The 23,722-nt window shown below is 51.4% G+C and carries 24 protein-coding genes and 2 pseudogenes; 16 read left to right on the plus strand and 10 right to left on the minus strand.

What is annotated here, in order from left to right:
- The first annotated feature begins 223 nt into the window (after positions 1-223).
- Entirely contained in the window at positions 224-493 is a 270-nt protein-coding gene (locus AC5JO6_RS05610) for a GlsB/YeaQ/YmgE family stress response membrane protein (RefSeq protein WP_496080067.1), read from the plus strand.
- Between the two features lie 353 nt (positions 494-846).
- On the opposite strand, the gene AC5JO6_RS05615 is transcribed toward AC5JO6_RS05610, so the two are convergent.
- Positions 847-1,041, minus strand: a complete 195-nt coding sequence (locus AC5JO6_RS05615; RefSeq protein ID WP_496080068.1) for a hypothetical protein — start codon at positions 1,039-1,041, stop codon at positions 847-849.
- 488 nt (positions 1,042-1,529) lie between these two features.
- Between AC5JO6_RS05615 and AC5JO6_RS05620 the strand changes: the two genes are divergently transcribed.
- The 8 genes and pseudogenes from AC5JO6_RS05620 to AC5JO6_RS05655 all read left to right on the plus strand — a co-directional run.
- Positions 1,530-2,477, plus strand: coding sequence for a GDSL-type esterase/lipase family protein (locus tag AC5JO6_RS05620; protein ID WP_496080069.1), 948 nt, complete (start codon positions 1,530-1,532; stop codon positions 2,475-2,477).
- Between the two features lie 101 nt (positions 2,478-2,578).
- Entirely contained in the window at positions 2,579-3,241 is a 663-nt protein-coding gene (locus AC5JO6_RS05625; protein ID WP_496080157.1) for a chromophore lyase CpcT/CpeT, read from the plus strand.
- Positions 3,242-3,436: 195 nt separating this feature from the next.
- Positions 3,437-5,146, plus strand: a complete 1,710-nt coding sequence (locus AC5JO6_RS05630; protein WP_496080070.1) for a SpoIIE family protein phosphatase — start codon at positions 3,437-3,439, stop codon at positions 5,144-5,146.
- Between the two features lie 3 nt (positions 5,147-5,149).
- Positions 5,150-5,593, plus strand: a complete 444-nt coding sequence (locus AC5JO6_RS05635) for an ATP-binding protein (protein ID WP_496080071.1) — start codon at positions 5,150-5,152, stop codon at positions 5,591-5,593.
- A gap of 708 nt (positions 5,594-6,301) precedes the next feature.
- Entirely contained in the window at positions 6,302-7,702 is a 1,401-nt protein-coding gene (dnaA, locus tag AC5JO6_RS05640; RefSeq protein WP_496080072.1) for a chromosomal replication initiator protein DnaA, read from the plus strand.
- 160 nt (positions 7,703-7,862) lie between these two features.
- Positions 7,863-8,678, plus strand: a complete 816-nt coding sequence (gene larE, locus AC5JO6_RS05645; protein ID WP_496080073.1) for an ATP-dependent sacrificial sulfur transferase LarE — start codon at positions 7,863-7,865, stop codon at positions 8,676-8,678.
- A gap of 12 nt (positions 8,679-8,690) precedes the next feature.
- A pseudogene (locus tag AC5JO6_RS05650) lies at positions 8,691-8,984 on the plus strand (Uma2 family endonuclease); the annotation flags it as partial.
- Positions 8,985-9,139: 155 nt separating this feature from the next.
- Positions 9,140-9,532, plus strand: a pseudogene (locus AC5JO6_RS05655) (Uma2 family endonuclease); the annotation flags it as partial.
- A 26-nt stretch (positions 9,533-9,558) separates the two neighbouring features.
- Here the strand turns inward: AC5JO6_RS05655 and AC5JO6_RS05660 are convergent.
- Complete coding sequence (locus AC5JO6_RS05660) at positions 9,559-9,885, minus strand: TMEM14 family protein (RefSeq protein ID WP_496080074.1); 327 nt, start codon at positions 9,883-9,885, stop codon at positions 9,559-9,561.
- A 70-nt stretch (positions 9,886-9,955) separates the two neighbouring features.
- Here AC5JO6_RS05660 and AC5JO6_RS05665 point away from each other — a divergent pair, with 70 nt between their 5' ends.
- The 4 genes from AC5JO6_RS05665 (at position 9,956) to AC5JO6_RS05680 (ending at position 15,138) form a co-directional block, all read left to right on the plus strand.
- Positions 9,956-10,915, plus strand: coding sequence for an isopenicillin N synthase family dioxygenase (locus tag AC5JO6_RS05665; RefSeq protein ID WP_496080075.1), 960 nt, complete (start codon positions 9,956-9,958; stop codon positions 10,913-10,915).
- Between the two features lie 523 nt (positions 10,916-11,438).
- A complete protein-coding gene (locus tag AC5JO6_RS05670) occupies positions 11,439-11,792 on the plus strand; it encodes a hypothetical protein (RefSeq protein ID WP_496080076.1) in 354 nt (117 codons plus the stop codon).
- An 83-nt stretch (positions 11,793-11,875) separates the two neighbouring features.
- On the plus strand, positions 11,876-12,475 hold the full coding sequence (locus tag AC5JO6_RS05675; RefSeq protein ID WP_496080077.1) for a DUF1802 family protein: 600 nt from the start codon (positions 11,876-11,878) through the stop codon (positions 12,473-12,475).
- Positions 12,476-12,810: 335 nt separating this feature from the next.
- A complete protein-coding gene (locus tag AC5JO6_RS05680; RefSeq protein WP_496080078.1) occupies positions 12,811-15,138 on the plus strand; it encodes an AMIN domain-containing protein in 2,328 nt (775 codons plus the stop codon).
- Positions 15,139-15,212: 74 nt separating this feature from the next.
- On the opposite strand, the gene AC5JO6_RS05685 is transcribed toward AC5JO6_RS05680, so the two are convergent.
- Together AC5JO6_RS05685 and AC5JO6_RS05690 are read right to left on the minus strand one after the other, a co-directional pair.
- On the minus strand, positions 15,213-15,818 hold the full coding sequence (locus tag AC5JO6_RS05685) for a DUF3172 domain-containing protein (RefSeq protein ID WP_496080079.1): 606 nt from the start codon (positions 15,816-15,818) through the stop codon (positions 15,213-15,215).
- Positions 15,819-15,925: 107 nt separating this feature from the next.
- Positions 15,926-16,054 carry a hypothetical protein gene (locus AC5JO6_RS05690; RefSeq protein ID WP_496080080.1) on the minus strand — a complete coding sequence of 43 codons (129 nt, stop codon included), beginning with the start codon at positions 16,052-16,054 and terminating at the stop codon, positions 15,926-15,928.
- A gap of 63 nt (positions 16,055-16,117) precedes the next feature.
- Here AC5JO6_RS05690 and AC5JO6_RS05695 point away from each other — a divergent pair, with 63 nt between their 5' ends.
- The gene (locus tag AC5JO6_RS05695) at positions 16,118-16,897 is read left to right on the plus strand and encodes an ABC transporter permease (protein WP_496080081.1); all 780 of its coding nucleotides are present in this window, start codon (positions 16,118-16,120) and stop codon (positions 16,895-16,897) included.
- Positions 16,898-16,987: 90 nt separating this feature from the next.
- Here the strand turns inward: AC5JO6_RS05695 and sat are convergent, their stop codons facing one another.
- The 5 genes from sat to AC5JO6_RS05720 form a co-directional block, all read right to left on the minus strand.
- Complete coding sequence (gene sat, locus AC5JO6_RS05700) at positions 16,988-18,172, minus strand: sulfate adenylyltransferase (RefSeq protein ID WP_496080158.1); 1,185 nt, start codon at positions 18,170-18,172, stop codon at positions 16,988-16,990.
- Positions 18,173-18,260: 88 nt separating this feature from the next.
- The gene (locus AC5JO6_RS05705; protein ID WP_496080082.1) at positions 18,261-19,343 is read right to left on the minus strand and encodes a DUF6745 domain-containing protein; all 1,083 of its coding nucleotides are present in this window, start codon (positions 19,341-19,343) and stop codon (positions 18,261-18,263) included.
- Between the two features lie 21 nt (positions 19,344-19,364).
- Positions 19,365-19,751, minus strand: a complete 387-nt coding sequence (locus tag AC5JO6_RS05710) for a type II toxin-antitoxin system VapC family toxin (RefSeq protein ID WP_496080083.1) — start codon at positions 19,749-19,751, stop codon at positions 19,365-19,367.
- On the minus strand, positions 19,748-19,972 hold the full coding sequence (locus AC5JO6_RS05715) for a hypothetical protein (protein WP_496080084.1): 225 nt from the start codon (positions 19,970-19,972) through the stop codon (positions 19,748-19,750). The genes AC5JO6_RS05710 and AC5JO6_RS05715 overlap by 4 nt, the downstream gene beginning before the upstream one ends.
- A gap of 124 nt (positions 19,973-20,096) precedes the next feature.
- Positions 20,097-20,390 carry a DUF8820 family protein gene (locus AC5JO6_RS05720; protein WP_496080085.1) on the minus strand — a complete coding sequence of 98 codons (294 nt, stop codon included), beginning with the start codon at positions 20,388-20,390 and terminating at the stop codon, positions 20,097-20,099.
- A gap of 237 nt (positions 20,391-20,627) precedes the next feature.
- On the opposite strand from AC5JO6_RS05720, the gene AC5JO6_RS05725 reads away from it, so the two are divergent.
- Together AC5JO6_RS05725 and AC5JO6_RS05730 are read left to right on the plus strand one after the other, a co-directional pair.
- The gene (locus AC5JO6_RS05725) at positions 20,628-22,049 is read left to right on the plus strand and encodes an amidohydrolase (protein WP_496080086.1); all 1,422 of its coding nucleotides are present in this window, start codon (positions 20,628-20,630) and stop codon (positions 22,047-22,049) included.
- Positions 22,050-22,171: 122 nt separating this feature from the next.
- Positions 22,172-23,032: an alpha/beta fold hydrolase gene (locus tag AC5JO6_RS05730; protein ID WP_496080087.1), complete on the plus strand. Its 861-nt coding sequence runs from the start codon at positions 22,172-22,174 to the stop codon at positions 23,030-23,032.
- Positions 23,033-23,164: 132 nt separating this feature from the next.
- Here the strand turns inward: AC5JO6_RS05730 and AC5JO6_RS05735 are convergent, their stop codons facing one another.
- Positions 23,165-23,587, minus strand: coding sequence for a hypothetical protein (locus AC5JO6_RS05735; RefSeq protein ID WP_496080088.1), 423 nt, complete (start codon positions 23,585-23,587; stop codon positions 23,165-23,167).
- Positions 23,588-23,722 lie beyond the last annotated feature (135 nt).

The raw sequence follows: 23,722 nt of genomic DNA on the forward strand, positions 1-23,722 counted from the left end.
TTTGTCTACGTAGTCGCGGTTTTAACCGCCAGACACTTTTAAAACATCCTCTAAGAGCTTGTACCGTACTAAAACGAGAAGCGCTATACAGAGCGGGGGGCTTTCGTATCCATGCCAGTCTCTACCTTGTGGATACCAGGAGTTATCTCCTTCGGCAGATTAGTCAAGGCTGAACCACCTGATAGATTGGTTATGTCAACATTAGAGGCTTAGGTAAGAGATTATGAATATCATTGCTTGGATTGTTTTGGGCTTAATCGCGGGTGCGATCGCTAAGGCGATTTATCCAGGTCCTCAGGGCGGCGGCATCCTTGGCACGATCGTCTTAGGTATCATCGGTGCTTTTGTGGGTGGTTCATTGTTTAGCTTGATCAATACTGGTACGCTTCAGTTGGCAGCTACAAGCTTGAGTATTCCTGGCGTTTTGGTTGCTGTGCTAGGCGCGATCGTTGCCATCTTTCTTTGGGGTCTTCTCACTCGCCGCACTGTCTAAGAGCTTGCCTTTTGAATGATGGTGCAGTTTAATTCGGTGCTAGGGACTGAGAATCAAATAACGCCGATTTTCGTAGGTTGGGTTGAGACGCGAAACCTAATATCGTCGGGGCGTTGGGTTCGCAAAGCTCAACCCAACCTACACAGATTATTTAATCCACGCTCCTAAGCAACTTTGTCACATTGACTGTCTTGTTCAAGCTTGGTTGATTAGTCCGTTTCAAATTTGAATGGCTCTTAGCCATCTATTTGCATACTCTCGTCCATTAATAGCGCCGCAAAATTTCAGGTTCGGTAAGAATGCTATGCGCTCTTACCGAACTTTTCAATCTGAAAATTTGCCTATCTTTGCTGCTATTGATCTTCGGGCAAAATCCACTGGGGCGGCTCCATACGCTTTTTCCTCACAGCGTTTTCTGCCATCTCCAGCATTTGATCTAATGAGGTTTCGCTAATAAACTTAGCTGCTTTAGCTTTATATTCCAGGTTTGGGCATTGGTCTCCCAATACACACCCTTTTACACAGGCTTCAGCACAATTAATCGTCATTTTTCGCTCCAGTATCGAAATAAAACGTCATTAAGCGACAACTATTGGGTTAAGAAAGATTGACAAGGCAGCTTTTGTGCCAATTGTTGTGGACAAACTTTTCTAACTTTTATTTTACCTCTGCGGCTTGCAGCAATAGTTGAGACGTAAAAAAGTGGTGCAGCAGTCTCTAAACAAGTGAAGAGGGCAGAGGGCAGAGGGCAGAGGGCAGTTTTCCTTTTGCCTTAAGACTTAAAGGCTTTCACCACACTCAAGCAAGAATCGCTGTAGTTGCCAAGGACGGCTTCTGGATGAGCAACAGCTTCTTGTGAAGAAAGTCTCTCTGCGTCGGCTCTCAATCTGAGACAGTTTCCCCGAAGCGCTCGATCGTTCCACAAAAGTGGCGTTATGGAAGCAGAAAGTGCCTTGGCGATGCAAATCTTGCCAAAAACTTTCCTGATTCGGTCGGACGATCGTGACTAGGAAAGCATAAGTTTCTTGCAGCGACAATGACTGATCTTTCTCTGTTGGCGACCGTGTTGGCTAAAGGCTTAGCCCAGCCAACTTCGATCAATGCACCACCATCAGCAGCGTTCGTAGCGTTTGACCGCAAGTCGACACGCTCTCGTCGGAAGCATTCGTCAAAGAACGCATCTCAGCCTAAAGCACTCTTGCAGCCAAATGTGCAACCGGACTCCAGACAGGATGCCACCGAATTTTCTCAGCCCAAGTTTGGCTTGCCCAGTTCGTGTAGTCAGTTTTACTGGCAGCGCTTTGCCGCTCTGCGATCGGGCAGGCTTTACACGCGCTTACCGATCGACAGTTTCCGCGATATCTGGCTGCGGGCAACTGGAGAGCCAACCTATAACCAGTGGCGAACCCTGCTTGCGTTAGAGGCGAAAGCGGCAACTGGCGGACAAGGCAACCGTCGCCTGTCGGTGATGGTAGGCGATTCGCTGAGCCTGTGGTTTCCAAGCGATCGTCTCCCAACGGGGCAACTCTGGCTCAACCAGGCGATTTCTGGCGAAAACACCAGCGCGATCCTTCAGCGGTTACCTGCGTTTGCCAATGCTCGTCCTCAAGCAATTTACGTGATGGCTGGTATTAATGACCTGAAGCAAGGCGCAACCGATAACGACATTTTGTGGAATCTCCGCCAGATTGTGCGCCGCTTACAGCAGTCACATCCACATGCCCGTATTGTTGTGCAATCCATTCTACCCACTCGAACAGCGATTGTTCCTGGTAACCGCATTGGCTGGCTTAATGAACAACTCGCCGCGATCGCCAAACAGGATGGTGCAATCTTCCTGGATCTCTACTCCCAATTTACTGATGCAGACGGTAGCTTGCGTCGTGAGCTAACCACAGATGGGTTGCATTTGAATGCAAACGGCTATGCCACCTGGCAAGCGCAATTAGCGCAAGCAGATACGTGGCTTGCCAGAGGAGGCTGAAGGAAAAAGCGTTGCGTGATGCAGAAACCGGGTTTTTACCTTGGAGCGCGATACCATCTTGAAAAGAACAAACATTTTTGATGATGCGGTAGTGTGCTGTGATGTATCGATCCACGATCGCGCTGACAACTTTTTGCCTCATGACAACGGTTCAGCTTGCGTGTGCCGATGCTCCGATGCCATTGGAGCAGCAGGTCAAAGTGGTTGCTGCTCGGTTGGAAGGTGTCATGTCTACTGCGGCACAGGCGAGTGTCAATCCCAAAATCTCCGATGTTCGCATGACAACGTGCCAGGTCACTTTGACAGGCAGAGACGGAGTGCAGCGTCAGGCGATCGTGCTCTATCAGGAGCAAGCGCTTGCTAACGCTTTAGCCAAACCATATCGACAGCGTTTTTTGCAGCTTAGCGCCAGTCCTGTCAGTCAGAGCGTGCAATCGCGTTCCTTCAAACCTGCTCAGGCTACGGCATGGATTAATTTCTGCAACAAAGCTGCGGTCGATCGCGTAGTAAAACCTGAAGCGATGGGTACCGCTATTTGCAGTGTCTTTCTCCGCCGCTCCGGTGACAACTATGTGGGCAATACACCAGTTGATGGTTGTCCTGCTAACGTCAGAGGCGCGGTGAGAATCAAGAACCATATTGTGCTGCGCTCCATTGGTATGGATACCTGGGATCGCGGTTTCGACGCGACAGGTAAGCAAGTTTGGGGCGCAAAAGCAGAATCGTATCAATTTCGCCGCACACAAGAGAGGAGTGAGGAGTGAGGAGTGTTATGTTCGGAATTGCTTTCCGACTCTTTTTTGAGTACCGCCTCCTACCTTCGCGTACGGTTGGTAACGCTCGCATTGATCAAGCTCAAACTAAACAGGGTACTTTATGCTAGTGAATCGGTATCGCTAGTAGCGTGTTGGTGAGGCTTTGCGGCAGGGTACCCTTGTGCTTAATAGTGGAGTATTGGCATGACTCACGGAACGAGGACGAAGCTTAAGCTGCTGGTGGTTGATGATGAGCCAGACAACCTGGATCTGCTTTATCGCACGTTTCGGCGTGACTTTGAGGTGATTGCTGCCGAGAGCGCGATCGCGGCACTGCAAATCTTGGAGCAGCAGGGAGAAATGGCGATCATCATTTCAGACCAGCGGATGCCCGAAATGCTGGGGACAGAATTTCTCAGCAAAACGGTCGATCGCTATCCCGATACGATTCGGATCGTGCTCACTGGCTATACCGATGTTGAAGATCTCGTAGAAGCCATCAACTCTGGCAAAGTCTTCAAGTACATCACCAAGCCATGGAACCCTGAGCAACTGAAAAGTATTGTCCAGCAAGCGGCTGAAACGTATCAGGTGCTTAAGCAGCGTACGAATGAACTCAGACGGGCACTCCGACGCGAATCGCTGTTTAACGCCATGACTACTGCGATTCGAGAATCCCTTGACTATGATAGTATCCTGCATACTGTAGCCAGGACAGTGGGACAAACATTTGGGGCAAGCCGTTGTGTGCTGCGTCCCGTTGAGGACGATTGCCTGGTACCAGAAGCCTTTATCTACCAGGAAGGTGCTCAGGAATGTCAGGATAGGCAGCAAACTCTAAGTGACACAACTGACGATCCCCTTATGCAAATGACGTTGCAAACGCGTCAGATTCAAACAGCGCAAGGGCACGCCGGAAAGGGCTTTCAGTTCGTTGTACCCTTCATCTATCAACAAGAGTTTCTGGCGGTGCTGTCGCTCGATCGGGGGGCGATCGAGCCACCCTGGTCAACTGAAGACATTGAACTCATTCAGGGTGTTGCCGACCAGGCAGCATTAGCTCTATCGCAAGCAAAGCTCTATCAGCGTACCCAAGAGCAAGCAGAACAGATGCGGGCAGAACTCGCGGTTGCCCGTCAGATTCAAGGCAATCTGTTACGCCAAAGCCTGCCTGACCTGGATGGCATGAAAGTTCAGGCGTGCTGCTTCCCAGCGCGTGAAGTGGGTGGCGACTTTTTTGAGGTGTACGCCCATCCTCAAGGCGACATTTGGTTAGCCGTCGGCGATGTCTCTGGCAAGGGGGTGCCTGCCGCCCTGTTTATGGCAAGTGCCATTTCAGTTTTGCGGCGAGAGCTTTCTCAGGAAGTACCACCCGAACCGCATCTGGTCATGCAAAACTTAAACCGCAGCCTTTCTGAGGACTTGGTGAGCACCAATTGCTTTATTACCATGGTACTGGCGCGCTACAGCCCGTCTACTCGCCAGCTCGTTTATGCCAATGCTGGACACATCTACCCTCTGGTATGGTCAAGCCGCAACGTCGCCGCGCAGGTTGCCGCGCAAGGATCATCCCTCGTCGAGCCGCATTATCTGAAAGTGCGCGGCGTACCGTTGGGCATTCTACCCATCTGGAAAGCTGCGGCTGGCAGTATGGAGCTGAATTCAGGTGAAGTACTGCTGCTGACCAGTGACGGTATTACGGAAGCGACCGTTGCAACCGCTGGTAATGGCGCTGGTAATGGTGGTACAGGCACCCTTCCAACAGTGACTGCCATGCTGCAACAGGCTGGTTTATGGCAAATGCTGATGCAAGAACATGCACCGCTTGACTTGAGCCACTTACTTTCGCGGATTCGATCGCACAATACAATCCAAGAAGACGACCAGACCATACTCTCTCTGGAGGTTCTGTAGTTAATGAGAACTGAGCTTCACGTACCCAGCGATCTAAAGTTTTTGGCAGTGGTCGAAAATTGGCTCTTGGACAGCTTAGAGGTTGAACTGGGCGATCGCGTTGACTGGACTCGACAATCCAATCGTCTGCGGCTGGTGCTGGTTGAGGCATACTCCAACGTCGTCCGTCATGCTCACAAAGACCAACCTGCCTTACCTGTGCTCATTCGACTCGAATTGCAAGAGCGGGATATCGCCCTCGAAATTTGGGATCACGGCACTGGCTATGATGTGGCTACCTACGCGGAGCCGACCCCGGAATTAATGCAAGAAGGTGGCTACGGCTGGCTCATCTTGAATCGCCTGATGGATCGCGTCGAGTATCAACTTCAAGTCGATGGCTTAAACTGCCTCAAAATGGAAGCCAACCTGCCAGAAGCAGCACAGCCTGCAGAAGCGGGGAAGTAAGTGAGTAGGAGAGGCAGAAGGCAGGAGGCAGGAGGCAGGAGGCAGGAGGCAGGAGGCAGAAGCTAATACTCCTCACACCTCACTTCCGCGAAGAGGCAGGAGGCAGGAGGCAGCAATCTCAAGGCTTAAAAGCTGCTGTTGAATGCTGACCCTGAACTCAAACCTTCCCTTCTGCCCTCTGCCCTCTGCCCTTTGCCCTCTGCCCTTTGCCCTCTGCCTTCTATCCCCTCAAATTCTAAAGATGGTCTAAGTGCAGTCGTTTGCCTGTGGAAAATCAGGTAGACTGCTCTTCTGCAAATCTATTGAGGGACTGGTTTCGTCTTCGCTCCTTTTGTCCACGATCGCGCTGCCCTAACGCGTTGAGTGCTGAACCACAGCGCCTCTACGTCTCTTGACGTAGACAGAACTCAATTAGGGTAAAGCTGCTTGGCAGTAAAGCCCAACTGCTAAACCGAGCACGATCGTCCCCAGCAGGATCTGATACGCTACTACTAAACTAACTAAGCAAATCGAACGCTATATATGGAGCCAGATGTTTAGCGTTGCTTACCTAAGCTGATTGTCAATTTGCTCACTCTAGACTTGCAATTAAGCTAATTTCGGTGCATCTTTTGAGGGCAGTGCCATGATGGCAGCCCCAGTAGGGGAGTCGGGTTTTCCGGTTCACTCGGTTTCAAGTCGCCATTTATTGGTAAGGGGTAACGGTTCGTGGTCGAAATTACGCTCGAAAATCTTTGGACGCAGGTGCTGGAACGGTTACAGATCCAGCTCAGTCGCCCCACCTTTGAAACCTGGATTAAAACGGCAGTGGCAGAACAGCTAGACGATAACTGTCTGGTCATTCGTACGCCCAATCCCTTTGCCCGTAACTGGCTCCAAAAGTACTACATCAAGACGATCGCCGAAGTCGTCCAGGAAGTGATGGGGCACCCGATCGACATCCACATCACGATCGCTCAAGGGGATGATGCCACAACCGATAACGCCGATATGTTTTGGCCCCTCCCATCTCAGGCAAACCTGTCTGATGCACCGCCAGCCAGCCCCACGGCAGCTACCTCCAATGGCAACGGTGCGCGGAGTGATTTAAATTCTAAATATGTGTTCTCGCGCCTGGTCGTTGGCTCTAACAACCGCATGGCGCACGCAGCTTCGTTAGCAGTTGCCGAGTCGCCCGGACGCGAGTTTAATCCCCTCTTTTTATGTGGCGGAGTCGGACTGGGCAAAACGCATCTGATGCAGGCGATCGGGCACTATCGGCTCGAAATTTGCTCGACCTCACGCATTGTTTATGTTTCTACCGAACAGTTCACCAATGATCTGATTACCGCGATTCGCAAGGACAGTCGGCAGAGCTTTCAGGAACGGTATCGCGCGGTGGATGTGCTGCTGGTCGATGATATTCAGTTTATTGAAGGCAAGGAATACACTCAAGAAGAGTTTTTTCACACCTTCAACACGCTACATGAGACGGGTAAACAGGTCGTACTGGCATCCGATCGCCCCCCTAACCAGATCCCACGCCTCCAGGAACGACTGTGTTCGCGCTTCTCAATGGGCTTAATTGCGGACATTCAGCCCCCTGACCTGGAAACACGCATGGCAATTCTGCAAAAGAAAGCCGAATACGAAAACATGCGCCTGCCCCGCGAGGTAATTGAATACATCGCCTCTAGCTACACCAACAACATTCGTGAACTGGAAGGGGCTTTGATTCGAGCGGTTGCCTACATCTCCATCTCAGGGCTGCCGATGACGGTAGAGAATATTGCTCCAGTTCTCAATCCACCTGTGGAGAAAGTCGAAGCATCGCCAGAAGCGGTCATCTTAGCGATCGCCGAAGTCTTTGATGTGTCGGTCGATGACCTGAAAGGAAGTTCCCGCCGCCGCGAAATCAGCGTTGCCCGTCAAATTGGCATGTACCTGATGCGGCACCACACTGATCTGAGCTTGCCCAAAATCGGCGAAGAGTTTGGTGGCAAAGACCACACCACTGTCATGTATAGCTGCGACAAAATCGCTCAGCTCAAAGAGAACGATCCCAGCATGGCGCAAACCTTACGGCAATTGGGCGATCGCATCAACCTTGCCTGCCAAACGCGTAAGTAAGAACGGTTGGAGTCACCAGTCCATTCAGGAACGTTGTCTATGGCGTGGCACAACGTTTCTATCGAGCACCCACTGCTGTTAGCCACTAGCACACCAACAGAAACGTTAAGGTTGTAAGGGAGGGACTTTCCTTTTGACGATCGCTGGGGGCGTTTGAGCAATGCTGACAAAAAAGCTGACACAACTAAAAACACTGTTTGCCGAGATGGAACGGGCGCTAATTGCCTATTCTGGTGGCATTGATAGCACCTTGGTTGCCAAAGTTGCCTACGATGTGTTGGGCGATCGTGCCCTTGCTGTCACCGCCGTTTCACCCTCTCTCTTGCCAGAAGATTTGGAAGAGGCGGGCATTCAGGCAGTAGACATTGGTATTGCTCACGAGTTGGTACGCACCCACGAAATGGACAATCCCAACTACACGGCAAACCCGGTGAATCGCTGCTATTTTTGCAAAAGTGAACTGCACGATACGCTGAAACCGCTGGCGCTAGAGCGCGGCTACCCCTACGTGGTGGATGGCGTGAACGCAGATGATCTATCCGACTACCGACCGGGCATTCAGGCAGCAAAAGAACGCGGTGCCCGATCGCCGCTTGCAGAACTTGGCATTACCAAAGCAGAAGTCCGCGAACTTGCAAGGCACTTAGGGCTTGACTGCTGGGATAAGCCTGCTCAACCATGCCTTAGTTCGCGGTTTCCCTACGGCGAGGAAATTACGATCGCCAAATTGCAGCGCGTTGGTAGAGCCGAAGCCTCGCTCCGGCGGATGGGGATGAGAACCTTTCGAGTCCGTTCTGAAGGTGATACCGCTCGGATTGAACTTCCCGCTGAGGAGCTTAAAGAATTCGTCTTAACGACAGATTTGCCCGCTCTGGTCGAGACCTTTCAATCCTTCGGCTTTCTCTACGTCACCCTCGACCTGGAAGGATTTCGTAGTGGTAAGTTGAATCAGGTGCTTCAGTTTGCTGCTAAGTGAGGATAAGCTGACATGACGCGATCGCCTGCTTTGGACCAGGTCACTTATCCTGACAGCGATGGACAACCGCTGTCTGATCATACGAAGCAGTTTAACTGGATTGTCACCGTCAAGCTGGGCTGCGAAGCGCTGTTTAAGTATGATCCCAACGTTTTTGTCGCTGGCGATTTGCTCTGGTATCCCGTCGAGGGCAGCAACACGATGAAAGCCGCTCCCGATACGATGGTGATTTTTGGTCGTCCAAAAGGCGATCGTGGCTCTTACCAGCAATGGCAAGAAGATCACATTCCACCTCAAGTCGCTTTTGAAATTCTGGCGTTGCTGAATGCAAGTATGATTTTCCCTCATCCCCAGCCCTTCTCCCTGGGGAGAAGGGAGCTAGAATTCTTGTCCCCTCGCCCTTTGGGAGAGGGTTAGGGTGAGGGCGGATTTTGCGGTTCATACCTCGATTCAGCAACGCCGAAATTCTCTCTCCTGGAAACACGCTCGTAAAAATGGCGAAGAAGTTCCGCTTCTATGAACGTTATGGAGTCGAGGAATATTATCTCTACGATCCAGACAAAGGAGACTTCAGCGGTTGGCTGCGCTCTGGCGATTTCTTGGAGGTGATTGAAAACCCGATCGGATGGGTTAGTCCCCGTTTAACCGTTCGCTTTGAGCTGGTCAATGGAGAGTTAGAAATCTATCGCTCTGATGGCGAGAAGTTTGCAACCTATCTAGAACTGATAGAGCAGAACTTAGAATTGGCAGAGCAGAATCAGCAAGCCCAACAGCAGTTAGAACAGGAACGGCAGCGATCGGATAAACTGGCAGCCAAACTCAGAGAACTGGGCATCAATCCAGAGGCATTGTGAAATGAAACCACTGACTGGGTCGCGCCTTAAGCCTGCTGAAACATCGACCACCCGATCGCAAACAAAACCGTAGCTGCCAAACTCAAAAGCGCCAATAAACCAGCAGGCATAAATTTGCTTGTTGACCGAAAGCGAAGGGCAAAAACAACTAGCAAGGCTAAGGCAATCAGGGCAGCTAGTGCCAATCCAAGCATAGGATTTTGTATACTAACATACCAGGCGATCGCCAATGCAGCCCCGCTGCCCAAACCTGAAATGAGCGATTGGTTGCTCTTCGCTTTGACGTAGCCGATAATGCCGCCGATCGTGACAAGCAGTGCATAGACTAAGATCAACCAGATAATAGTTGCCAAGGTGTGCCTCCTTTTTTCCTACGTTTCACACCCTACACCCAATTCTGGTCGTTCGTTTCTTGTCGTCACAATGCTTCTTACACAGACTATTCCCGTGCTGGATTTGCGCGATTTTCAGGCAAGCGATCAGGCAAGCGATCGTCGCCAAGCCTTTGTCACTCAACTGGGCAAAGCGCTAGAAGACATTGGCTTCTTTGCCGTAACGCATCATGGGGTTGACTTAACGCTGATTCAGTCTGCCTACGAGGTAGCTGAAGCGTTTTTTACGCTACCAGAAGCTGTGAAACGGCGCTACGAGGAGCCAACACTAAACGGTCAGCGCGGCTTTACAGCGTTTGGGCGTGAACACGCGAAAGATCATCCTGTCTCTGATCTCAAGGAGTTTTGGCACGTCGGTCGAGAACTTTCACCTGAACAGACTCTCGCTGCTCCCTATCTGCCAAACGTCTCGCCCGTAGAAGTGCCTGCGTTTGCCACAGTGATGAATCAGCTATACGCACAACTAGATGCGTGTGCAACCGAGCTGCTGAGAGCCTGCGCCCTTTATTTAGGCGAACCAGAAAATTTGCTCAGTGACATGACGCACGATAGCGATACGATTCTTCGAGTGCTGCACTACCCACCGATCGCGCCTGATGCCCATCCCGCGAGTCTTCGTGCTGCCGCCCATGAAGACATTAACTTACTCACACTTTTATGCGAAGCCACAGATGATGGGCTGGAATTGCTGCAACGGGATGGCACCTGGCGATCGATTCGAGCGCTACCCGGTCAGATCATCGTCGATAGTGGCGATATGCTCCAACAACTCACGAATGGGCTACTCAAAAGCACTACTCATCGTGTAATCAACCCTGCTGATAGTAGAGCACGACGGTTTTCGATACCGTTCTTTGTACACCCTCGTGCTGAAGTCGATCTCACGCCTCTCCTAAACTGCATCGCCAGAAGCGAGGCACAAAAGTTTCCCAGCATCACCGCTGGTGAGTATCTTCAACAACGCCTGCGAGAGATTGGCTTAGCGGTGTAGGAACAGAAGGCTAAGGGATGAGTGCTAAAGGCTAAAAGAGGAGGGCTGAAGGAAGCGGTAGCAGGAACTCAGAAATCTAACTCAAAACCTTCTCGATCGCTACGTTCCCACGCTCTACCTTTAGCCGCCTGCGGCAAAGGTTGCCATAATTGCGACTGAAAGGACGATGCCAGGAGATAGCATCAGCACTAGCATCAGGAGATCGTGGGTTGTCATCGTTGCCTCTTAAGATGAGAATGCTGCGGTGTTCAGCGTTGTGTACTGGCGCGAGTTCGATCGTAGCTTGTTTTCATCCTAGTCAACGATGCTCATCGCTTAGCTCTAAAAGCATTGAGAAATGCTGAAGATTGCGTCGATCGCTAGACGGCTTTTGGACGTAAGGTAATGAGAGCAGCGGCATTGGATAATGCACACATAGCCAGTCTGCACAATGCTGTCCTAAAGACGGCACACTGAGCATCAGGAGTCGTATTAACGCTGAAAGTATTTTGCTTCAGCGATTGAGTCTAACCTTAAGTCAACTATGAGCAACTTTTCTTTCGACGACCTCTGGCGAAAAGATTTTCTCAAGGGAATACTCTTGTGGATCGTCATTGAGATCGTCAGTTTTTTGGTGCTGCCAGGTTTAGGAGCGATTCGACCGAGTGATCGCCTGAAGTTTTGGTTTGGTCTTAGCATTCCACTAGGGATCGGTGGAGCACTGATTTTAGGCGGCAGTTCTCGCTTTATTGCCATGACGAATGAGCGGGCGGCGAGTGGTAGCAAAACGTTACTGAGTTTGCTAGGACAGTTTAGCGGCTCGATCGGTCTTGCAGGGATTCTTTTTCCTTTTGTGATGGTGGTGGGAGAGTTCTTTGCCAAGATTTTTGATCGGTGAGGGATAGGGAGTAGGGAGTAGGGAGTGGGGATAGGCAGCACTGAATTTGCACGTTAGGTAGGGAGATTGTTGAGGGTAGCGAAATGGCAATCGAACCGACGCAGACGCTAATTCATGCCTTGAAAGAGTGGCAGGTGGCGGTCAAGGCGCTGGAGCAGGGTGAGACGATCGTACTGCTGCGGAAGGGCGGTATTCGTGAAACTGGCGGTAGGTTCACGATCGCGCACGATCGTGTCTTGCTGTATCCCACATATGAGCATCAGCGATCGCATCTGGTTAAACCGTACTATGCCGCTACCATCACACCTGTAGAGTCGGGTTGGCACCCTGAAACGGTTCGCATTGGCTCATGGGCAACGATCGGCGATCGGTTTCAGATCAGCGATGCAGCAGCGTTGGCGGCACTACTCCCTTTTCACATCTGGAATGAAGCGTTTGTGTCAGAACGGCTACAGTGGAAGCCGACTAAACCAATCGATGTGTTGCTGCTGCGAGTCTACACGCTGCCTCAACCGCAGATTATTGCTTATGACCAGTCGTATGGTGGCTGCACGTCGTGGCTTGAATTAACGCACACGATCGCGCTGGATGACAGTCAGCCAGTGCTAGAAGACGCGGACTATCGTGAGCGACGTGAACAGATTGAGGCGATCGCATCACAGGAGCGCCTCAATTTTTTGTGAACCAAGATAAAGCGCAATAAAATTTAACGAACAAAGCATTCAAACTCCACATCTGGTGCCATTATGGGATGGAGTAGGGGTGCTGTCCCTAAATAGGGTGAAGGTCAGTCGTGTGTTCCCGGTCAGTCGTGTTAACAACAGCCATCACAGTCAGCCATCAGCACAACGCAGTTTGAGCGCGTTTAGTTGAGCCTTGGACACGTTTTAGAAAGGCTTAAAGGCTGATGGCTTTGACTGGCGTTCCAAAGGGGTGCAGTAATGGCTAAATGTTCCAGTTGCGACTATCCTTAAAGCCAGCTCAAAACGCCAGATTTGTTGGACGCGGTTAGCACAAGATGATGCAAAGTCAGAAATTTGAATCAAGATCTCATCCCGAACGGCGATCGCTACCAATACAGTCAGCTTTTATAAGACGGCTGCTTGCGGCATCGATCGCGGCTCTCAATGCAGTGGCGACAGAAGCAACGGTTCTTTCTGTGCAGGCAGCGTCCTTAACCAATTGGAATTTTGATCCAGCGGTAAATCAGCTCGAAATTACCGTTAAGGATGGCACCACTCCACGCTATTTTTTGATGGCTCAACCTGCCCGCATTGTGGTTGACCTCCCTGATACCGCTGTCGGTGCTGTCAGCGCTCAGAAAACGTATGCTGGTGCCGTGCGCCAGATTCGAGTTTCTCAGTTTGAGCCAGGGCTGACCCGCATTGTCATGGAGATTTCACCGGGCGTTTCGCTCGCGCCCGGTCAAGTCAAGCTCCAAAAGATAGGAAATGATGCGGCTCGATCGGGCAATTCCCGCTGGCTGCTGCAACCCCTGATCACCAAGTCATTCTCTGCTAATGCGGTAGCAGTCAAACCGTTAGCACCTAATCAATCGCGTACACGTGCCATTGTTCCGATCGTGCCAGCAACTAAACCGCTGACAACGCCATCGGCTACCAGTGCATCAACCGCTGCGGCAGCCGCTAACACAAAGACACCGATCGCGCAGCCCCAGCCGCTAAAACCAACAAGCAATGTACCTTCGCCACCCGTAGCGAGCAGTAGTCAAACACCCGCCTCAGCCATCCCTGCGACAGAAGCTAGAAACGATGAAAAGCCCTCTGTTGTCGTTCCTAGCGCCACTGCAGCTCCGTCTGTAGCACTTGCGCCTGTTCTGCCCTCCGCGCCGAATCCTAATACGCCGACGGTTACACCTCTACCCCCTGTAGGAGCGCCTCCGGTTGATCCAAACGTCGCGGTAGATACTCGCAGTGGAGTGGCGATCGCGGTACCAACGCCCACCGCGCTTTCTTCTAGTAGAGCATCGCTTCAGCCGACCTTAGCTTCTCCGCCTCAGTCTGCCGAGCCAACACCACGATCGGTTGCTAATCCAACGCCACGATCAACAACCAAGCCAACGCCACAAGCAACCGTTAGCCTCAATAGTGCGCCTGCAACTGCCAAACCAACCCCGGCTACAGTTGCCAGCCGTGCGACACAGGCTTCTGTCGCACCAAACCTGCCAGCGTTGGACATTCCAACAACATTAGCAGCCGCGTCCTTAGCACCGACACCAAGCGTTACGGTGCCTCCATTAAGTACTCCTGGTTCGTCGCTCAATACGGCTCCAGCCAAACCTGGGCAACCCGACGCTGCTTTAGACGCTCCACCGGATGGAATCTCTACCAGTTCCACTTCCCAGCCAAGCGTCAGTGTGCCGCCGCCCATTCGGGTTGGTACGCCTAGCTTAGCGCCAACGATCGCACCACCAGTTATTGAAGCGGCACCGCCAACCTCTATCTTCTCTCCCAGTGGGACGGTGGTTCCACCTGTTGACGTACCGCCTCTGCAACAGACTCCTGCACCGACAACCGTACAGCCAGGAGCCGCACAAACGTTTTACGATGCCAACACGGTGAAACAGCCCTCCTCGAACGTAAACCTTGCTCCACCGCTAAATAGCGTGCCATTGCAAGCACCGCTACAGCCCGCAGCGACTGCGGTGCCATTGACCACTCCAGGCTATGATGCCACGACCATCAAACAGCCTCCAAGAAGCCCTGCCTCTGTGTCGAGCGTAGAGTTTGGTCAACCGCTGCCTGCAGGATCTCTTGCCGCTGGAGTTGGTCAACCGTTCAATGGTTTGCCAAAGGCGACCGATGGCGTTCGCCAAGCCTTTAAGCCTGCTGCTCCCAATGTTTTGTTGCCTGCTGGTACAACGCTTAACCTGCGTTATCCCGGCAACTCTACCTTGATGCTGAGCGCCGATCGCCCGCAGCAAGAAATACTCGTGCTACTGACAGAGCTGCGTGATGGCTCTGGAAACCTGCTGGCACCCGCAGGCAGTACGGTTACGGGACGGTTTGAGACCACAGCGGCAGGCAGTCAGTTTGTCACGCAGGCGATCGTCGTCGCAGGGCGTACCGTGCCGTTAGTGGCACAGTCTGAGACGATCGATGGTTCTCGCAAGGTTGAAGGTAATAATCTGGCACTCAATTCTGGCATTGGCGTACTGGCAGGTGGTGTGCTGGGTGCGATCGGCGGTTCGGTCGGCTTGGGTGCACTTGGCGGAGCCGCTGCTGGCGCTGCAACTACGCTTCTGACTGCACCTAAACCTGCCACGATCCAACCAGATCAGGTAGTTCAGGTTCGGTTGACGCAGGATCTTCGTGGTGCAGAATAGCTAACCGTGCGGCATCAAAAAGCACAGAGGCAGAATTCGTGTGAACCCTGCCTCTGTGTTGAGTCGATTTGAATTTAATACTTCTCGTTCTCTGGCTTTGGCGCTCCGCCTGTACCGGGATCAGTGAGAAAGAAGTTCTTGGCAGCGTCGTTCTGGTAGATGCAGTCGATTTTGGGCGATCGCTCCAGAGCATCCGTAAAGCCGAAGGTGTTCATGCGGTTTTTACAGTCGCGTACTTGCTCAGACTTGACCAAACCTTTTTGCTCCAGTATTGACCAGTTGTTGGTACGGAGAACGCATCCGGGCTGAGTGCTGGGTTGAGAGACGTAGACGTTCAGCGGGTTCAGGGTGACAAAAACACGCGTATCCATCGTAATGGCGGCAGAACCAAACTGAGCGCAGAGTTCGGCGTTGGGCGCTCGCTGGCTCAGGTCAAAGTCGGTCACAATCTTACCCGCGCCAGAGCTGGAAACAGAGCTAAAGCCCAGACCAACCCCAATCCCTAAGATGAAAATACCAGCGAGTACCGCTAGAGCCGTGGCGTTGAACAGAGACGCGATCGAGCCTTTCGCTGGTTTTTGCTTTGAAGCATCTGAAGCGGGGTAGCTGTCGTAATCACGCTCATCGCGATCGATATCACGGTCATAGCTGGAGCCTGAGTTCCTGGATTTACGTTTCATAGTCATCTGACCCGGTTTGGAAAGCGTTAGAAGGTGCCCTTCTGTTCTCAGTATGCCGCGAATGGGGAGCAGCCTGCACAGGAAGAATGGCTATTGTCATCTGCGAGTCACCTTAGCGTATTCTCATCCTCAGCAGCAACAAAAAGTTCATGGGTGTGCCATCCCAAGCCAAATTTACCATCCAGGGTCGAAGTCGTTGCAGGAGCAGGCAAGATGTCACAATAGTCGAGCGCCATCAATTGGTTAAGCCTGTGAGCCTTCAAACACGACTGCCGTTCAGTAAACCTGCTTCAAGCTCTATGCTTCAGACCCTTTGGAGCGATTGTCTCACTGTCTTTTGGGGCGATTGGCTTGATCTCCGCGTCCGACTCGTGCAGGTCATCGCTTCTGGGTTGGTGTCGCCATTGATCTACATTGTGGGTTTTGGTTTGGGGCTGGGGAGTGCGCTCGACTCTGCGATGAAGCCCTCGGCTGGGGATAATTATTTGCAGTTTATTTTGCCCGGTATGGTGGCGCTGTCATCAATGGTGATTAGCTTTGGCGGCACGACCTTTTCAATCTGCGGCGATCGTCTTTTCACCAAAACCTTTGAAGAAATGCTGTTGATGCCCGTGCACCCTCTGGCGCTGCATATTGGCAAGATGATGGCAGGCATTGTGCGTGGGATGCTAACCGCAGCATCGGTGATTTTGGTCGCCATTCTCTGTACTGGCAAAGTATGGAGCTTTCTGAATCCGCTGTTTCTGCTGGTGCTGCTGCTGAACTGTGCTGTCTTTTCAGCTCTGGGTGTGATCGTGGGGCTGAATGTCAAATCACTGGAAAGTGTGGGCATTTACAACAACTTCGTCATTGTGCCCATGTCGTTCCTGGGTGCAACCTTTTTTGATCCGGTGACGCTGCCGATCGCGCTCAAAGTTATTGTGTATCTTTTGCCCCTTACTTACACCAGTTTGGGGCTACGAGCGGCTGCCTACCTATCGCTCTCGCAGTTTCCCTGGTATGTCATTCCAGTGCTGCTCTTAGCCGCGATCGTGCTTTCAGCGATCGGAGCGCGTCAGTTTTCTCATCAGCAGGATTAAGTGAGGAGTGAGGAGGGAAGGATAAAGGATGAAGGATAAAGTATAAAAACTTAGCCTTTAGCCTTTAGCCTTCTGCCCTCTGCCTTCTACCTAAATCTCATACGAAATTTCTGGAGCCTGCATCGCTCTCAATAGCTCAGCCGCAACTTCGGGGCGAGAAAATTCTGGTGGCGGCAGTTCCCCTTTACGGAGGAGTTCGCGCACTTTGGTTCCCGACAGGTGAATGCGCTCTTCGCGGGTGCTGGGGCTGGTTTTCGTGGTTGCCATTGACTGCGTTCGCAGGCAGTAGAAGGCGTGCTCAAACTTCATCGGCGTGATGCCCAGTTCGCCGGGTTCAAATTCATCAAAGATGTACTGCGCGTCGTAAGTGCCGTAGTAGTCGCCTACGCCAGCATGATCGCGCCCAACGATGAAATGAGTACAGCCGTAGTTTTTGCGGACGAGGGCGTGGAAAATTGCCTCACGCGGTCCGGCATAGCGCATGGCAGCGGGATTAATCGCTAGAATGACCCGCTCTCTAGGAAAGTAGTGCTCCAGCATGATTTCGTAGCAGCGCATCCGCACATCGGCGGGAATGTCGTCTTCCTTCGTGGCACCGACCAATGGGTGCAAAAACAGCCCATCAACCGTTTCGAGCGCACACTTGATGATGTATTCGTGAGCGCGATGGATGGGATTGCGCGTTTGGAAACCCACGATCGACCTCCACCCTTTGCCCCGAAAGAGCGATCGCGACTCCAGCGGATCGATTTGATACGTGGGAAAGAGCGTATGAGGATTGCGCTGAAGCAGCCAGATATCGCCTGCCAGATTCACCGCACCCTGCTTGTAAACAACCGACACGCCGGGATGCTTCTCTTCGTTCGTGCGGTAGACCAGTAATGCTTCGTGTCGCTTGTCGTAGCGATATTTTTGGGTCAACTGCAAAACGCCAACAAACGTACCGTAGGGATTGTCTAAGCGGATCAGGCTCCCTTCCTTAAGCGGTGCCGCCTCTTCTTCTGACACAGGTAGCGTGATGGGGATCGACCAGGGCAAGCCGTTTGCCAGGTGCATATCGTTGACGACCCCGTTATAGTCCGCCTCATTCATAAAGCCCGTGAGGGGACTAAAGCCACCGATCGCAATCATTTCCAGATCTGAAACCGCCCGCGCTGCCAGCGTCACTCTAGGCAAAAAGTCGGCTTTATCGAGCAATTCGGCGCGCTGGTCTGGTGTGGCGATGCGGTTAATGAGTTGCCCACCGTGAGGCGCAATGCTGTCTGGCTGAGTCATGAGGATTGTAGATGGCAGGGTGTCGATCGCAGTTTTGCTCACCCATCCATCCTACTAGGCTGTGCGATCGTTTCATAAGCAATATTGCTCAGGTCTGCACCGCAAACGCTTCTGGATCGATATCCCAATTAACCCACCGGATGGCTTCTCTAGCAGTCGTCATGGCAGGCGGCACTCTCAGCGCATGAATGTGCCCCGTACTCGGACAGGTCATTTTGAGCAAATAAATCGGCTCGACATCAGCCTCCGCATCAATTTTGAGCAGCGCGTATTCTTGCCAGTCATCTAACTCAATCGCCTGTAATTCCTGACAGATTCTCGCGTAACCAATGCCTTGAATCAACACTCGCCTGAGTTCGGCATTACCTTCGGTTAACAACCATTCTGATTGCCACTGATGCGGATGCACAGTGCCATATTTTTCGGGCAACGTCACACCATGATGGGAATACAAGCTGTAGCCATCCGCAAATTGAATGGCAGGTTCGCCTTCAGCGTGGAGTCGGGTTTCAGAATCAAAGCGAAGAATGCGGGGGCGATCGCATATAATTGCTGTGCCTGAAAACGGAAATATCCAGGCACATTCCTGAATCAAAGGCAGAATAATTTCCCATCCTTTACGATCTGAATATCGATTCAACGCAGAAATGCAAAAATCTAACTCACTGGACTGTCGATAGTACACTTCCGGTTTGAAAAGCCCAGCCAACAAATTAGTTCGCTCTATAAGTTCTCTGTTTCGCAGAGAAGTTTGATCATCATTCTTGAAGATTTTTCCTGTTAAATTGTTCACTAGATGGCTTGATATTTCTTCTCCAATATTGTTCCCTAACGAATTAATTAATTTTTCACTCAATAAATTAGTTAAGTTATAGAAAATATTTTTGCTGATTTGAGATGCAAGATCTATTTGTTCTTGCCATGCTCCAAAAAGATTCTTATTTCCTTCTGCGATTGATATAGCAACCCTAAAAGCGGTGAAAGGGCTTTCAGAGAAAATAATTTTAGGTTTTGGTCTGTTAATGAACTTGTAAGCAGCTTCAACTGCTCTCGCCGCTTTCTCTCGATCGATCAGCTCCGTTGAAAGTGCAATCTTTCGCCACTTCTCCCGATACACCGGAATCAGCGCCTCTTGTTCCGGCGTGAGTTGAGTAATTTCTGGCTGTGTCATTTTAGCGATCGAAGCGTTAACTCACCAAATCAATTGCACAGAATATCTTGATAGAGTTTCATCCTGGCTAACTAAAGTAGCACTTTCAATATTCGCTTGGGCAACCATTAGACGATCGAACGGATCTTTGTGATGCAATGGCAAGTGATCGAGTGCAAGGACATGAGGTAGAGAAATGGGCAAAATCTCAATCATGTTTGCTTGTCTTTGGCTTTCTACCAATTCTGCCAAAGAGAGGCTGATTTGTAGTTTTTCTATCTGAATTTTGATTTGCATTTCCCAAATGCTGACGACGCTAAGAAGTAGAGTATTGTTTGGATCTTGAAGCAGCGATCGCACTCGTTCAGACAGTCGAGAGGGGTTACTATCTAGCCAAATAAAGGCATGAGTATCCAGTAATAGTTTCACTTGTCACCCAACCAAAACTCATCCGGCAGCGGTTCATCAAAATCATCACTCATTTGAATCGAACCAGCATGTAATCCCAGCACTCGCGGTTTTTGCAATGATTGAGTTGGCACCATTACCAGACAGCCATTTTCCTGGTGCACCTCAACTTCTTCGACACCTGCAAAAAACTCTTTTGGAATCGTTACACCTTGCTCAGTCACCTTGAGTTTCATAGACATCCTTTAAGAAAGGGACGATCGCACACCTCAAATCTACACAATCGATTGCTTAGAAACCGGGTTTCTTGACGAAGAACATAAGCAAACTAGAACTGTCTATAGAAACCCGGTTTCTTTCCACGCCTCAATCCGCCACAGACCGCCATCCCTCTGGTTCATATTCGCGCTGAATGCGGATTATCCAGATGCCTTGGGGAATGGCGATCGCGTTGTGTTCTTCGTGCGTTAGCGTTGCCATTTCTGAAAGCACTCGCAGATACAATGTGCCGTCCTTTTCGTACAGTTCTGCCTGCCCATCACTGATGCGGTGTTTGTGTCCCGTGACTTCGCCTTCTGCCAGCGTCAGGTGTGGCAATAGCTGTCCTTCTAATGTTGGAGTTGGGAGCAAAATGACATCTCCCTGTCGTAGAGGCTGCATGGTGCTCTCCGTTTTTAGTAGGATTACCCGTTGCGATCGCGCAAGCGCTGACTGGTCAGTTCGCGCAATATAACTCTAACCGCTGCAAAGACCTCAACCGCTTGACTTAGAGTTAATAAACACAATATCTACCGCTAAGATGGATGAATAGGCAAAAAGGCTGCCATCGGTAGTGTTTTTCTCATTGTTAGGAAAGATTCAGGTTAGGAAGGATTCAGGTTAGGAAGGCTTAGGGTTGTGAATTTCACTATTCAGAGTGCGTTGGTTCCGGTTGAGCAGGGGTATGAGACGGTTGATGTGCAAATTGTGGAGGGGCGCATTGCGGCGATCGCACCCAGCCTGGAACTTGTAGGAACCGCTGTGGATGGACGCGATAAGCTGCTGCTGCCCGGATTTGTAAATGCTCACACCCATTCGCCAGAAATGTGGCAACGGGGCATCATTCCGCCAGTCCCGCTGGAGTTGTGGATTGCCGAACTATATGAATTTGAGCCGCTTGACCCAGAGCAGTTATACCTGAGTGCGTTGCAAACAGCAGTCGAAACCTTGTTCTCAGGCGGCACCAGCGTTGTCGATCATCTGGTGATGATTCCGGGACGTGAACTGGAGTCGATCGCCGCTGTCGTGCGTGCCTATCGCGAAGTGGGCATCCGTGCGTTTGTGGGTCCGTTAATGCAGGATGAACCACTGACAGCCAGCATTCCATCGGGTGGAGTTGAGCGCGAACATGTGCCGTATCAACGATCGACGCAGGAATCGATCGCGGTGCTGCAAGAAGCCATTCTCCAGTTTCACAAGCCAGACGAAGGGGTTACGATTCTGCCTGCACCAACGGGATTGCAGTTGAGTTCCGATGCGCTGTTTGAGGGATTCATTGAGTTGAGCGATCGCTACATGCTGCCCCTTCATACCCATTTGCTGGAAACGAAAGCCCAACAAATGTTGGCGCACGAAAAGTATGGCTGTAGCGCGGTTGAGCATTTGAAGCAGTTGGGCTTTTTGAGCGATCGTACCTCTTTGGCACACTGCGTCTGGCTGGATGACGCAGACATTGCCATCCTTGCAGAAACTCAAGCGACCGTTGTGCACAATCCGCTGAGTAATCTGCGCCTCGGTAGTGGGATTGCGCCCATGCTCAAATATCTGCGGGCAGGCGTGAATGTTGCCTTTGGCTGCGATGGGTCTGCCAGCAACGATTCGCAAGACCTGCTGGAAGCGATCAAGATCGGCTCAATTTTGCACAACGTCACCGATTTTGACTATCGCCATTGGATGACACCCCGCGAAGCCGTTGAGGTAGCCGCGATCGGGGGTGCTACGGGGTTAGGCATGGCAGACGAGTTTGGCTCCCTCACCGTCGGCAAACAGGCAGATCTGGTGCTGTACGACCTGAAAAATCTGTCCCTGCTGCCGCGTACCGATCCGATCGGACTTCTAGTACTGGGTCGTCCCACGCAAGCAGTCGATAGCGTCTGGGTGCGGGGCGATCGCATTGTCGCCAACGGCAATGTCACCACCATCAATGTCGATGATCTGCGGCAAAATCTGTTCGATCGCAGCCAGTGGATCACAAACCGCCAATCGACCAAGATTGCTGAAGTGGAGGCACATTATCGATCGGTGATGAACCTGCCAGCGCAAATCATCGGCTACTCATAAGGGAGGCAGAAGGCAAGGGATGAAGGCTAAAGGCTAAAGGCTAAAAAGCTGACTGCTGATAGCTGATAGCTGACTGCTAATCACTGACCGCTAATCACTGCATCTTCAGGATTTATATCGCTATGCGAGCCAAGTTACGCGATACAGAGCTTTATTTTGATATTGAGGGCGCGGGACTGATACCGGATGGCAACCGAATGCGAGAGAAGCCTGTTGCTTTTCTGGTTCATGGTGGACCTGGAGCCGATCACACGTCTTTTAAGCCGACGCTCTCACCGCTGAGCAAGAAAATGCAACTGGTTTACTTTGACCATCGCGGGCAGGGGCGATCGGCACGGGGCGCAAAAGAAACCTACACGCTCGATAACAACGTCGAGGATATGGAGGCACTCCGCCAACATCTTGGCTTAGACGAGATTGTTGTAATTGGCGCGTCTTACGGTGGCATGGTGGCATTGACGTATGCGAGTCGCTATCCAGAGAATGTGTCCCATCTGATTGCGATCGTCACCGTCCCCGATTACCGCTTTCTGGCACGAGCAAAGGAACTTTTGGCAGAGCGAGGCACTGAGGAACAAAAAGCGATCGCCCAACGCCTCTGGGATGGCAACTTTGAGAATGAAGCGCAGTTGCAGGAGTACTTCACCGTCATGCGATCGCTCTACTCCATCACCTACGACCCAGACTCGCCCCAGAAAGCCTGGGATCGCGCGATCGTCTCACCTGATGCGATTAACGTGGCGTTTGGTGGCTTTCTACGCACCTACGATATTCGCAGCGAGTTACCCAAAATTACCGCTCCAACGTTAGTGATTGGTGCACGCCACGACTGGATTTGTGCGCCCGAATTTTCTGAAGAAATCGCCAGCGCTATCCCCAACGCCGATTTACGAATTTTTGAACACAGCGGTCATTCCATCCGCGCTGACGAACCGGAGGCACTGCTGGATGCGATCGCGGGCTTCATTGTCTATAAACGGTAGCAGGCGGTCAGCGGTCAGCAGATAGTATCTTCGTCGAAAGCTGATAGCTGATAGCTGATAGCTGATAGCTGATAGCTGATAGCTGATAGCTGATAGCTTTTCCAAAGATTTGTGGTCACCTTCAACAAGCCCTTACCGAAGGCGCTGTGTCACCCAAATTGGCTCACCATTTTCATCCGATTCTAAGTGCGCCAAGCGCCAGGTTTTGCCTTCTTTCTGACGTTGCAGATACACCTCAAACGGATTTTGCTGCTCTGTGATTTGCCGTGTCGGTAGCTTTGTAGTGACGTTGTAAGTGCCGCGCACCCGAAAGGCGTTCAAGTTTTCAATGATTAAAGGTTCTTGTTTCGCAATGACAACCCGCTTAATATTTAGATCAGTCGGTTGCATATTGAGCCGGAGCTGTTGATTGAGGTCTGCCTGCGTCTGGCGCATTTGTTGCTCGATCGCCCGTTCCACTAATTTGTGGCTAGGGGCGGCGATCGGCAAACCACAGGCAGTCAACAATACAACCAGAAGCATCGCTCCAACGCTCGTCCAAATTCTCTGCATCATCAACGTTCCTGCCGCAAAATCCCTCTCAGCGCTAGTATACGCCTGGAAGGGAATTGCTTTTGAGAAGAGAGGCAGGAGAGGAGGCGGAGGGGCAGAGGAGGCAAGGGGAGCAGAGGGAGCAAGAAGAACTCAAAC

Source organism: Tildeniella sp., assembly GCF_059505325.1.

Bases quoted from the DNA above. Each gene is read 5' to 3' on its own strand.
- AC5JO6_RS05630 (WP_496080070.1), top strand. From the start codon at position 3,437: ATGACTCACGGAACGAGGACGAAGCTTAAGCTGCTGGTGGTTGATGAT.
- AC5JO6_RS05735 (WP_496080088.1), bottom strand. From the start codon at position 23,587: ATGATGCAGAGAATTTGGACGAGCGTTGGAGCGATGCTTCTGGTTGTA.
- AC5JO6_RS05625 (WP_496080157.1), top strand. From the start codon at position 2,579: ATGTATCGATCCACGATCGCGCTGACAACTTTTTGCCTCATGACAACG.
- AC5JO6_RS05675 (WP_496080077.1), top strand. From the start codon at position 11,876: ATGGCAATCGAACCGACGCAGACGCTAATTCATGCCTTGAAAGAGTGG.
- AC5JO6_RS05610 (WP_496080067.1), top strand. From the start codon at position 224: ATGAATATCATTGCTTGGATTGTTTTGGGCTTAATCGCGGGTGCGATC.
- AC5JO6_RS05720 (WP_496080085.1), bottom strand. From the start codon at position 20,390: ATGCAGCCTCTACGACAGGGAGATGTCATTTTGCTCCCAACTCCAACA.
- larE (WP_496080073.1), top strand. From the start codon at position 7,863: ATGCTGACAAAAAAGCTGACACAACTAAAAACACTGTTTGCCGAGATG.
- AC5JO6_RS05615 (WP_496080068.1), bottom strand. From the start codon at position 1,041: ATGACGATTAATTGTGCTGAAGCCTGTGTAAAAGGGTGTGTATTGGGA.
- AC5JO6_RS05620 (WP_496080069.1), top strand. From the start codon at position 1,530: ATGACTGATCTTTCTCTGTTGGCGACCGTGTTGGCTAAAGGCTTAGCC.
- AC5JO6_RS05635 (WP_496080071.1), top strand. From the start codon at position 5,150: ATGAGAACTGAGCTTCACGTACCCAGCGATCTAAAGTTTTTGGCAGTG.
- AC5JO6_RS05680 (WP_496080078.1), top strand. From the start codon at position 12,811: ATGATGCAAAGTCAGAAATTTGAATCAAGATCTCATCCCGAACGGCGA.
- sat (WP_496080158.1), bottom strand. From the start codon at position 18,172: ATGACTCAGCCAGACAGCATTGCGCCTCACGGTGGGCAACTCATTAAC.
- AC5JO6_RS05695 (WP_496080081.1), top strand. From the start codon at position 16,118: ATGCTTCAGACCCTTTGGAGCGATTGTCTCACTGTCTTTTGGGGCGAT.
- AC5JO6_RS05690 (WP_496080080.1), bottom strand. From the start codon at position 16,054: ATGGCGCTCGACTATTGTGACATCTTGCCTGCTCCTGCAACGACTTCG.
- AC5JO6_RS05665 (WP_496080075.1), top strand. From the start codon at position 9,956: ATGCTTCTTACACAGACTATTCCCGTGCTGGATTTGCGCGATTTTCAG.
- AC5JO6_RS05705 (WP_496080082.1), bottom strand. From the start codon at position 19,343: ATGACACAGCCAGAAATTACTCAACTCACGCCGGAACAAGAGGCGCTG.
- AC5JO6_RS05730 (WP_496080087.1), top strand. From the start codon at position 22,172: ATGCGAGCCAAGTTACGCGATACAGAGCTTTATTTTGATATTGAGGGC.
- AC5JO6_RS05685 (WP_496080079.1), bottom strand. From the start codon at position 15,818: ATGAAACGTAAATCCAGGAACTCAGGCTCCAGCTATGACCGTGATATC.
- AC5JO6_RS05670 (WP_496080076.1), top strand. From the start codon at position 11,439: ATGAGCAACTTTTCTTTCGACGACCTCTGGCGAAAAGATTTTCTCAAG.
- AC5JO6_RS05715 (WP_496080084.1), bottom strand. From the start codon at position 19,972: ATGTCTATGAAACTCAAGGTGACTGAGCAAGGTGTAACGATTCCAAAA.